This window comes from Flavisolibacter tropicus (assembly GCF_001644645.1).
In the GTDB taxonomy this organism is placed as follows: domain Bacteria; phylum Bacteroidota; class Bacteroidia; order Chitinophagales; family Chitinophagaceae; genus Flavisolibacter; species Flavisolibacter tropicus.
This window is the reverse complement of record NZ_CP011390.1, coordinates 493,860-506,203: the sequence shown is the minus strand read 5'-3', so window position 1 is coordinate 506,203 and position 12,344 is coordinate 493,860. Positions and strand designations below refer to the sequence as shown.

The following is a 12,344-nucleotide window of genomic DNA, read 5'->3' as shown; positions in this document are numbered from 1 at the left end:
CAGAGATGTTTAACTACAATCCCGCTCTAAATGAACGGGATTGTTTGATGTATATTGATTTTGGTTGTAGTACTATTAGTTACCGTTACCGCCACCCACACGACTTTGTTCATCATTGGCGCTACCGTTTCTACGCTTTGGTCCACCATTCATCTTTCCTTTGCTGAAGCGGTAAGTAAAACCCAGATTTACTACGCGGCTATCTCTCCACTCTTTGAAACCAGCGTCAACATTGGCATATTTGGATTCTGCTCTGAACTTTTGAGTATATAAGATGTCTCTTACGTTTAAGCGAACGGTTCCCTTATTTTGCAACACCTGCTTGCTTAATCCCATGGCTAGCATACCTACAGGTTTTGTTGCGATAACACCCTCAATACCACTTGATCTCCAGAAACCACTCAACTCAGCATTCCAGGTTTTAGCAAATTTGAACTGTTGTGATCCATTAAGCATTACCATTTTAGCTTTAACCACAACAGGTGTATTGTCAATAATACCTGCAAAGCGATTATCAGAAGCATTTACATAGATACTGGTCGTCCACCATTTAGTAACCGGCATATTCAGGCTAACTGCAACTCCATACTGACGTTGGTTGGCGATATTGCTTTGGTTTACATAAGCGGTATCTCCATACTGCTCAATCACTGGCTGAATAATATCGTTTGTTTTTGTATAATTCAAGGTTGTTGTCAGTACGTTTCTGAACGTATGGCTCAGTTCAATATTATTGCTGAATTGAGGCTTCAGGTAAGGGTTACCTTTTTGGAAGGTGTAGGGGTCAATATATTCAACGAATGGATTTAGGCTTTCATAGTTTGGACGACGAATTCTTCTTCCATAATTCAAACCAAACACATTCTTTTCGCTTGCTTTATATTGCAAGAAAGCTGTTGGGAACAAATTCGTATATGGACGTTCAAAGGTTTTGTTTTGCGTGATTTGATTGCCTTTAGAGATCGTGTTTTCCAAACGCAGGCCTAGCTGGGTTGACCACTTCTTACCCAATGGTGAACTGAAATTTGCATAAGCAGCATTGATCATTTCTTCATACACAAAGTGGTTTAACCGGTTGGCGTCTGTAACCACTCTACCATTATCGGTAGTATCGTAGCGGGCATTGTTATCCGTTTTGACAAAGCTTGTTTTAACACCGGTTTCAAAACGAGCCCCTTTTTTCAATGGATGCAGGTAATCTAAACGGCCACTATAGATATTGATGTTTTGTGGCATAATACTGAATAGTGTATCGGAACTGCCTACTTTATTACCAATTGCATCATTATAATGCGTGTAGAGGTACTGATCGTCTTTGGTATTATAGGTATTATAATCCAGGTCGGCTGTTAACTCACGTTCTGCCTTGTATACTTTTCTAAAATTCAGATTGGTGCTAAAGTTTTTGAAATTATTATTACCACCACCATCAGAAACGGTATGCTTGCTCTTTAAACCGCTGCCATTATAGCCATAAGCATTGTTAACACTATAACCTTCTCCAACATTGGCAAAGCCGCCCAATACAATTCCGTAAGTGGTGCTTTTATTGGCAAAATAGTCAACACCTACCTTGGCATTGTATGAGTTGTTCTCATTTACCATTTTAGCTAGCTGTTCAATTGAGCTGTTGATCTCTTTTGTATTGCGGTCTAATGCGTTGCGGTGGATTTCCAGGTAGTTCTTGTTTTTGCGATAGTTATGGCTAAGGTTGGTGAACAGGTTAACCTTACCGCCTCTATAATTAAAGTTGAATCCTTCATTGGCTTTAGGCAACCAGCCTTGGCCGTAACCAAGCGTTAAGCTACCATTATACCCAAAAGCCTTATTCTTCTTCGTTTTAATATTGATAACACCAGCGTTACCGGCAGCATCGTATTTCGCTGGCGGATTGGTCATGATCTCAATCTGGTCTAATTGGTTAGCGTTCATATTGCGCAGTAAGTTGGCTAAGTCTGCACTTCCTAATTGGGTCGGGCGGCCATCTACCAATACCATTACGCCTTGTTTTCCCTTGAGGCTAATGTTGCCATCTTTATCAACTGTAATACCAGGTGATTTTTCCAACACTTCTAAAGCTGAAGAACCCACGTTGGTAACGGCAGCTTCAACATTAACTACTGTGCGGTCAATTTTCTGTTCAACCAGTGGCTTTTTTGCCGTAACCGTAACATTTCCCAGTGAAGTGCTTTTATTATCAAGCTGCAGGGTTTTAAGCGAAACAATAGGATTAGCAGCAGTTAATTCAAAAGAGGGGCTATACAGTTTTGTATAACCAACAGCTGAGGCTAAAACCAAATATTTACCATCTGTTGTTACTTCAAAGGCGAACTGTCCGCTCTTATCGGCAGCTCCCAGTTTTACAATGCTTGAGTCTTTTGCTCTTAATAAATTGACAGTGGCTGCTTCCAGTGATTTTCCGGTTACATCCTGAACGGCACCTGAAACTTTGAATGGGCTGGTTTGTGCATGGCTTATATAACCAAAGCTAGAGGCTGTAATAAGTGTTAGTATAGATAAAAATTTTCTCATCGTAATAGGTTTATAGTACTCTGCGATAAATATTACACTACAAACTTAGGTACTATGCAATGTAAAGTACATTGTTTTGTAATGAATGGTAAATGGGGAGGATGACCGGTATCTTGATTAATGTGACGCAAAAGGTGAAACAGGGTTACACAAGAGCCTTTATCTGGGAGCAGCGGTAGATATAACGGATGGCAGGTCGCTTATGCTAATCAATGGCATCTTATCTTCATGTCTTAAATTGATACGATGATAATAGATTACCGTTCGGACACCGTAACCCGCCCAACAGCTGGTATGTTAGAAGCCATGATGCGGGCAAAAGTTGGTGATGATGTATTAGGAGATGACCCTTCCGTAAATGAATTAGAAGCCCTTTCCGCCGATCTTTTTGGTATGGAAGCAGCCCTCTTCTGTCCTTCCGGAACTATGACCAACCAAATTGCCATTAAATGTCATACTCAACCAGGGGATGAAGTAATCTGCGATTTTACATCACATGTTTATCAATATGAAGGAGGTGGTATAGCTTTTAATTCTAGTGCTTCTGTTCAATTATTACAGGGTAATAGAGGACGCATAACAGCCGATCAGGTAAGAAATAGTATAAATGCAGATGATGTTCACAAACCCCACACCAGCTTGGTAAGCCTGGAAAACACCTGTAATCGTGGTGGCGGTAGTTGCTATGAATTGGAGGAAATACAAAAAATCAGAACGGTCTGTGATGAACGTGGGCTGAAGTTACACCTGGATGGGGCCCGTCTTTACAATGCTATTGTAGCAAAAAAACAGTCGGCACAAGAGTTTGGCCAATTGTTTCACACTATATCTGTTTGTTTAAGCAAAGGCTTAGGCTGCCCGGTTGGAAGCGTATTGCTTGGTCCAGCCGATTTTATCAAAAAAGCCCGTCGTATCCGTAAAGTTTTTGGTGGAGGCATGCGCCAGGCTGGCTTTATTGCAGCAGCTGGTATATATGCTCTCCGAAATCATGTAGACCGCCTGGAAGAAGATCATCAACACGCCAAACAATTGGAAGCGGCTTTAAACGAACTGCCGTTTGTTTCACAGGTTTTACCCGTAGAAACTAATATCGTCATATTTACTGTGGCGGAGGGGTATACGCCTCAAAACCTGGTAGCACAACTCAAAGAAAAAGGTATACTTGCTTATGCCATTTCTGCTACCCAAATACGCTTAGTAACCCACTTAGATGTTACACCTGATATGATTAATGAAACCATTCGCATCTTCCAACAATTATAAACCTTAGCCAAATAGTTTTACAATGTTTCCCAAAATAAACCCCACCACAACCAAAGCCTGGACAGCATTAGAGCAGCACGCCAATGAGATAAGACCTATGCATATGCGTGAGCTTTTTAAAAAAGATGATACCCGGTTTGACAAATATTCTATTCGCTTCAAGGATATTTTCATAGACTTTTCTAAAAACCGTATAACAGATCAGACCCTTACACTCCTACTACAATTAGCTAATGAGTGCAAACTGACTGATGCTATACAAGCTTTATTTGAAGGCGACTTGATCAATGAAACGGAACAACGCTCCGTTCTGCATGTGGCCTTACGCGATTTTTCAGGTCAGCCTGTATACAGTATGGGAAAGAACGTAATGCCCGACGTAAAACGTGTACAAGAACAAATGAAGCGCTTTTGTGAAAGCGTGCATAGTGGTGAATGGAATGGCTATACTGGCAAAAGGATCAAATACATTGTCAACATAGGCATAGGCGGTAGTGACCTGGGCCCTTTAATGGTTACAGAAGCACTACGCCCCTATTGGAAAGACGTACAGGCTTATTTTGTTTCTAATGTGGACGCTACCCATATTGAGGAAACGCTGAAAAAAGTAAATCCAGAAGAAACCTTATTCCTGATTGCTTCAAAAACCTTTACAACACAGGAAACCATGACCAATGCTCATACCGCACGGGACTGGTTTTTAAAGACGGCAAAGGATGAAGCGCATATAGCTAAGCATTTCGTAGCCTTATCGACCAATGAAAAAGATGTAACTGCCTTTGGAATCAGCAAAGAAAATATGTTTGAGTTCTGGGACTGGGTTGGCGGTCGATATTCACTTTGGAGTGCTATCGGCTTATCCATTGCGCTGACCATTGGTTACGACAACTTTGAGCAATTATTAAGAGGTGCTCATGAAACGGATAAACACTTCAGAGAAACATCTCCAGAAAAGAATATCCCTGTTTTAATGGCGCTAATCAGTCTTTGGTATATCAACTTCTTTGAGGCACAAACCGAAGCTATTTTACCATATGACCAATACATGCACCGCTTTGCCGCCTATTTTCAGCAAGGAAATATGGAAAGCAATGGTAAAAGTGTTGACCGTAATGGCGAGCAGGTGGAATATGCCACTGGCCCTATTGTTTGGGGAGAACCTGGCACCAACGGTCAACATGCTTTCTACCAATTAATTCATCAAGGCACTATGCTAATTCCATGTGATTTTATTGCTCCGGCCCAATCACATAACCCTATTGGAGATCATCATACTAAGCTACTGTCTAACTTCTTTGCCCAAACAGAGGCTTTAATGAATGGCAAAACGGAAGAAGAGGTAGAGGAGGAATTATTGAAAGCTGGTAAAAGTGAAGAAGAAGTTGCCAAGCTAGCTCCCTTCAAAATATTTGAAGGAAACCGCCCAACCAACTCAATCTTAATTAAAAAGATCACTCCATTTACCCTTGGACAATTAATTGCCCTTTATGAGCATAAGATATTTGCGCAGGGTGTAATCTGGAATATCTTCAGCTTTGATCAGTGGGGTGTTGAGTTAGGAAAACAGCTTGCCAATAAGATCTTACCAGAATTGAAAGGTGAGGATAAAGTTGCCTCTCATGATGTTTCCACAAATGGATTAATAAACGCCTTTAAGGAAATGAGGAAGTAAGTAAATTACTTCATAATAAAAAAGCCCTCATTAAAGAGGGCTTTTCTATTATGACTATTTCTTAATCAGTTTCTTTATAAATATTTGCCGATCGGCTGTAATTCTCAGCAAGTACACGCCTTTACTCAATGTAGAATTTGATAAACTCCAACTTAGTTTTTCTGCAGATACTTTAAACAGTTTTTCTTCTACTATAGTTCCATTGAGTTGAAGTAACTGCAACGAAACAACTTGCGCTTTTTTAGCAAACTGTAAATCAATAAATGATTCGAATGGGTTCGTTAAAACAGAAACTTTCTGAGGAGCATCCTCATATTGAATCTTTATAATCTGACTATAAGTTGTAGTACCATCAAGATCAACCATTTTTAAACGATAGTAATTAATAGAACTAGGTCCATTATCCGTAAAACGATAATCATTTACAGTAATACTTGTGCCTTTAGCATTAACTGAACCGATTTTGTAGAAGTTCGTTCCGTCTGTAGATTTTTCAACAATAAATAACTTACTGTTTTGCTCATAGGTAGTTATCCAGTTCAACGCAACAGATTGATCCATCAACTTGCCTTGAAAGCTTAACAAACGAACTGGCAACGCTGTAATACTTGGAATACCTGCACCAAACCCGGAGAAACCATTGCTAAATGTATACGTTAAGGTATAGTTTGTTCCGAATGTACCTCTAATGGGAACCACTACCTGTGCTGCCCCTGCGCCATCAGGCATTGGAGTTGCAGGAGAATAATTGGATATCTGGCTTGGAACTTTAATTAATTGGATATTACTCCACAAACTACCCGTTGCGGCTTCCCAGGCTTGCACTTCTGCCTGCGTAAAGTATAGAGTGATCTCATAGTTACCTAAACTGCTATTTGTAGTTGGAACGACTCTAAACGTTTTATTCATTAAAAAGTTAGCAGACACGTTATTAGTAAATGCCGTAGCGCCGTTTCCACTTCTGTCGATCGTAAGTTGTGTACAACCAAAGTTATGAGCAGACAGGTTTTTAATACGAGCCATCAACTCGCCTGTTGCTGAATAAAAGTATACATCATTATTAGGACCTAGATATTCTGCTTTCGTTGAATTTAGTGCAGTTGCAACGGCAGTACCTATTGAGAATCTAGCCATTGGTTTAACACCATTACCAAATGAATTTACTAGTGAATAAGAACCAGAGCAGCTTAGATTATCCTGCCAATACATATTATCCTGTGCCGGCGCTCCGCCATCGCTGTATCCGAATGCAACATCGGAGTTTTCAGTAGCACTAGTACTACCATTATCGTAACATACTTCTATTACAATATTGCTACTACCATTCCAATAAAATGGAGTATTGAAGTTAAATGTATTCCAGCCGTTAACTGTTGTATAACTGCTATATGAACCCACAATCGAAGTTGAAACTACGTTCACAGCGCCATCTATTAAGTAATTTAAAGAGGTCAGCCTGGCTTTTATTTGAAGATTCAGAAAGGGTCGAGAACTATATTTCTGTAAATAAAATGCAATAGAGTTTATATAACCAGCAGATAAACCTTGGGCACTTAACTCACTGGCTTTATACAATATCGTTGACTTTGAAAAACGGAGTCTTGAGTTAAAAGGCGGAGCTCCAGTATTATCTCCCAGGTAATAATCCGGAGTTCCAATAGTTGCTGTACTGCCTGCGACAGGAGCTATATCATTATCATTAATGGTGAATGTATGTTGCTGATAAGATGCGCCCTTTTTAGCATTCGTGGTTCCAGACAAAGAATATTCCAATGTAAAGGATTCTGCAGCCTCCACTTCAGTGTCATTATATACACGTATGGTAATGGCTTTATTGGCCGTTGCACCATTTGCAAACGTTATTGCATGGCTTATGCTGTTAAAGTCGCCATTTGTAGTGTAATCAAAGTCTACACCCTCAGTGGCCGTATTGCCCGGCTTGATAGTTAGAGCAACACTTGCATCGCCTGTTGGAGCGTTTGCGATCGTCATATTCAGTGTTACATCTGTATATGAGCGACAACCTGAAGATAAAGTTGTCTGTTCTGATGCTGATGCAGCGCTAGATGAAAAATTAATATCCGGCGTTGTTACATTAGGAATAACTGTAGTAAACAGGCCACGTCCATGGGTAGCCGCCACTAAAGTCCGATCAGAGGGTCTGTATTGCAACATATCGACCCTTACGTTGGCCAAGCCACTATTTGTTGTTTCCCAATTGGTAGAAGATCCATTCAAATCATCTGTTGACCATACACCTAGCTCGGTAGCTATGATTGCCCAATCTGAATTCCGGGGATCAAATACAACCCAACGTACTGGCATATCAGGCAGATTTCCCTCTACGGCAGTCCAAGTGGGTGAAGCCTGATTGGCATTGAAAGATTCGTAAATACTAGTTGTACCATAGTTACTATAGGTAACAAGCATATGATCTTCATTAGCAATATCAACTGCTATGCATGAAACAGAAACAGATCCAACAGCAGCTTTAATGACTGTGCCAGTTTTTGTTGTGCCCGTATTAGCATCGTCAACTCTAATGACCGACCCATTATTTAAACCAAAGTAAACACGATTTGAAGTAGTCGGAGAAACGTAAACATGTGTTATGCCTTTCCCAGAAAATGCCGAAACACTTACCGAGGCTGTCGTACTACCCGCTGTAGCTGGATCATTCCAACGGAAAAATGTACCGTCTGAGTTTCCGCCATATAAAATATTCTGGGCGTCATCATAATCTGTAGGATTTATAAAACCACCGTTATTATTAAAAAACCGGGTATTATTAAAACTAGCCCCCCCATTAGTAGATACAAAATAGTTATTGTAAACGTAAGACGTGATCTGAATATTAGGGTTGTCCTGATCTATATGGCAAAAAGCACCGTCCCCTCCTGAAACCTCAGTGGTATTATTCATACCAGCATTCGTAAACTTCTGCGTGCCGTTATCCTGTGCGCCTGTCAAAAAATAATTTGTACTGGATGGATGAAGAGCAGCACTGTATAACTGGGTTACATTGTATCCTGTGTTCTTGTTAGTATAGGTTGGTTTACCTGAAATAATATTTGCGTTATCTGTATAATCAACACCACCATCGGTTCCCCAAACAGCCCGTGAAGAACTACCTGGTGCAAATACAATTGCATGTTGGTCGGCATGAACATTTTGTGCTGCTGTAAATCCGGTTTCAAGACTCCAAGATGTCATTTGCGCCCAAGTGGCCCCGCCATCATCTGAACGCAAAGCATCAATCCCACCTACATAAAGACTATTTGAATTGTTAGGATCGACTGCTGCTGTTAAACCATACCAAGCTTGATCCCTTGTAAATATTGCAGAAGCGCCATTATCAATAAATTGAGGAACTGTTTTTACAGCCCATGTATTATTAGTACTATTATATTGCTGAACAGATGTACAATAATTGGAGCCATAGCCCTGAAACAAAGCGTAAACGATAGAAGGATCTGATGGTGCACAAGCCAATTCAATACGGTGCCAAAAGTTGGCAGGTGAAGCTATAGAACCGCTTGTATTAGGCGTAATATTGACCCAAGTGCCTGCATTACCGGTGTTTGTAGTGTTAGTGGCATAGCTAGATCGGTAAACACCGCCATTGTCAAAAATGCCTACTGAAGCATATATATCGCCATTACTCGCTAGTTCAAGATCAGTTCCCCTAGCTGAAGAGCCAACTAAGACCTGCGACCAGGTTGTGCCGCCATCAGTAGACTTTTGAATACCCGCAGCATCAGAAGCTTGGCCTTGACGAACACTGGCATAAATATTTCCACCTTTATCAATTAAAAGGTCATTTACAAAAGAAAAGTTGCTGGTTGCATTCAATTGAGTCCAGGTAATGCCACCATCGATACTTTTCCAAATTCCTAAACCTTTTATAGCATCTGCATTAAACCACCCTTCACCTGTACCAAAATACATTTCCTGAGGATTCAACGGGTTTTGCACTATGGCGGTTATAGCTATATTATTAAAGAAATCGTTTACTTTAGTCCAAACTGGTGAAGCCACACTAATATCATTTGTATACCACAATCCACCACCTACACCTGCAGCCCATACTTTTTTATAAGTAGGATCATTAAGGTCAAACATTAAAGCCCGGGTTCTTCCCCCCACATTATAGGGTCCTCTTTCTTGCCAATTGATACCAGAAACTCTTAAGTTGGCTCGGGAAGCCAGCTTTTTATCACGTAATGCTTTTGCTGCGAGTAATCTTTCTACGGGAACGGAATTACTACCAGGATCCCTTGTTAGCTGGTATTCTTGCTGAATAGCCAGATCAATTCTGTCTTTTTTAGGGATCTTATGTTTCTTATTTAAATTAGAATGTAACGGTCTTTCTGGAATTAGGAATAGTATAGAAAGTAAAAAACAAAGCGTCAGGACTGGCAGTAGCGTTCTCTTCATAGGACAGTTAGGACTCAGAATCAAAGATATATATAATAAAAAAACCCTCACTGAGGGTTTTTAATATAATAAATAAGATTGCTGATTACCATTTATCAACTTCATCCTGAGATGAAGTGGCGGCAGGCGCAGTAACAGAAGCAGGAGCAGCTGTTGCAGGAACTTCAACTGTTTCAGCTACATCATCCATATCGTGTTCATCAGAAATATCATCATGGTTATACGCATCAAAGTCAAAATCTGGCATTAATTGCGTTTTAACATGATCAACTGCTTCATTCAACGCTTTAATGAACTTGTTGAAATCCTCTTTGTACAAGAAAATCTTGTGTCTGTCGTAACCATTGTCGTTAAAACGCTTACGACTTTCTGTGATGGTCAGGTAGTAATCGTTACCACGAGTAGCTCTTACATCAAAGAAGTACGTTCTGCGTTTACCAGCACGGATTCTCTTGCTGTAAATGCTCTCCATTTTCTTGTCGTTGTTTTCGTACGCCACAGTTTGAATTTTTGACAGTTAGTTAATTCTTTTGATTCATTATACCTTACAAATATAATTATGTTTTTTTTACAGCCAAATTTGCGATAAATTAATTATTACGACCATCTTGCTGCTTTAAATACATCTCGTAAAACTCGCCTTGCTGGTTCATTAATGCCGAATGTGTGCCGGATTCTGCAATTTGACCATTATTCATCACTACAATCCGATCAAAACCACTGAGATTAGTGAGTTTATGCGTAATAACTATGGCCGTTCTTCCAGCCATATAGGTTTCAATATTATGAAAAATCTCCTTTTCTGTACGCGCATCAACGGCACTCAAGCAATCGTCTAAGATCAAAACTGAGGTATTTTTCACCAGGGCCCGGGCTATAGAAACCCGTTGTTTTTGGCCGCCACTAAGTGTTACTCCCCTTTCACCAACCACCGTTTGGTAATTTGAAGGCAATGCCATGATATCCTTATGTACCGATGCCAACTGGGCGGCATTCTCAACATCTTCTAAATTAGCACCCGGCAAACCAAAGCTGATATTGTTTTCAATTGTGTCACTAAATAAGAACCCATCTTGCGGAACATAACTTGTTTGTGAGCGAAGGGCGGCCAGATCTACATGTTTTATATCATGGCCGTCTATCTGAAGTTTGCCTGATGACACATCATATAGCCGGAGCAATAATTGAGCAATCGTTGTTTTACCACTTCCTGTTCTTCCAACAATTGCAACACGCTCTCCCGGCTTGATTTCCAACGAAAAGTTCTTTAAAGCATGAATTCCCGTATTCGGATAGACAAAATCAACGTTTTCAAATTGAATTTGCCCTTTCCACTCAATTACTTCTGCTGTAAAAGCGTTGGCTATAGCGGGCTTTGTTTGCAGGAATTCATTTAGGCGTTTTTGCGATGATGCCGCACGCTGAATCATACTGGCTGTCCAGCCAATGGCACTAACCGGAAACGTTAGCATGTTTATATAGATCACAAATTCAACGATCGTATCCAGCCCAATGGCCTCTCCGTTGATATAAGCAAGACCGCCGATCATTATTGTAAGCAAGGTGCTTAAACCAATAAAAAATGACATAGAGGGAAAATACAAAGCTTCAATCTTTGCAAGTGTTACCGCCTCTTTTCGATACTTCTCGCTATTGCGTTCAAAAAAGTCAAACATAGCACCTTCCTGTACAAATGACTTGATAACACGTATTCCGCTATATGATTGTTGTGCGTTTACTGTAAGAGAAGCTAATGTGGCTTGTAGTTCTTCACTTTTTTTATGAATAATGTTATTAACGGTATAAATAATGATTGCCAAAATAGGAAGCGGAGCCAGCACATATAAAGTCAATATGGGACTGCGTTTTATCATAAAGAACACCGTCATTGATATCAAGGCCAAAAGGTTTATCAGGTACATTATAGCAGGCCCTGTAAACATACGCACACGGCTTACGTCTTCAGCAATACGGCTCATTAAATCTCCTACACTGTTTTGCTTGTAAAAGTTTACATCTAATTGCTGGTAGTGAGCATATACCTCATTTTTCTGATCGTATTCTATATGACGGCTCATTACAATAATGGTTTGGCGCATAAAGAACATGAACAAACCTCTAAGTAATGCCAAAACCAAGATAGTAATGCCACAAATGGCCACTATGGCCGGTAAAGACAATTGAATACTTTCTATTTTTTGGATAAAATACTGAACGAATGTATCGTAGCTTTTATGCTTTGGGGGGTGCTGATATCCGGCCAGGTGTAAGCTACGTTGTACTTTATCTACAATATATCCAGTAACCTGGGGTGCCAATACACCAAAGTAGTTTGATATTAAAATAAACAAAATACCAATGCTCAGCCGATGACGATACTTCCAAAAATACTTTCTAAGGGCTCCTAAATGCTTCACACCTTTTTTTTTCAAATGTACTG

The 12,344-nt window shown here is 40.1% G+C and carries 6 protein-coding genes; 2 read left to right on the top strand and 4 right to left on the bottom strand.

Features of this window, described 5'->3' with window-relative positions:
• Positions 1 to 75: 75 nt before the first annotated feature.
• Positions 76 to 2,532 carry an outer membrane beta-barrel family protein gene (locus tag SY85_RS02070; RefSeq protein WP_066401556.1) on the bottom strand — a complete coding sequence of 819 codons (2,457 nt, stop codon included), beginning with the start codon at positions 2,530 to 2,532 and terminating at the stop codon, positions 76 to 78.
• A gap of 246 nt (positions 2,533 to 2,778) precedes the next feature.
• Between SY85_RS02070 and ltaE the strand changes: the two genes are divergently transcribed.
• On the top strand, positions 2,779 to 3,795 hold the full coding sequence (gene ltaE, locus SY85_RS02065; protein WP_066401555.1) for a low-specificity L-threonine aldolase: 1,017 nt from the start codon (positions 2,779 to 2,781) through the stop codon (positions 3,793 to 3,795).
• 22 nt (positions 3,796 to 3,817) lie between these two features.
• Positions 3,818 to 5,467, top strand: a complete 1,650-nt coding sequence (gene pgi, locus SY85_RS02060; protein WP_066401554.1) for a glucose-6-phosphate isomerase — start codon at positions 3,818 to 3,820, stop codon at positions 5,465 to 5,467.
• A 54-nt stretch (positions 5,468 to 5,521) separates the two neighbouring features.
• On the opposite strand, the gene SY85_RS02055 is transcribed toward pgi, so the two are convergent.
• The 3 genes from SY85_RS02055 to SY85_RS02045 form a co-directional block, all read right to left on the bottom strand.
• Positions 5,522 to 9,904 (bottom strand): T9SS type A sorting domain-containing protein, encoded by a 4,383-nt coding sequence (locus tag SY85_RS02055; RefSeq protein WP_066401553.1) that lies wholly within the window; start codon positions 9,902 to 9,904, stop codon positions 5,522 to 5,524.
• Positions 9,905 to 9,989: 85 nt separating this feature from the next.
• Entirely contained in the window at positions 9,990 to 10,403 is a 414-nt protein-coding gene (locus tag SY85_RS02050) for a DUF3276 family protein (RefSeq protein WP_066401552.1), read from the bottom strand.
• Between the two features lie 91 nt (positions 10,404 to 10,494).
• On the bottom strand, positions 10,495 to 12,321 hold the full coding sequence (locus tag SY85_RS02045; protein ID WP_066409248.1) for an ABC transporter ATP-binding protein: 1,827 nt from the start codon (positions 12,319 to 12,321) through the stop codon (positions 10,495 to 10,497).
• Positions 12,322 to 12,344: the final 23 nt, after the last annotated feature.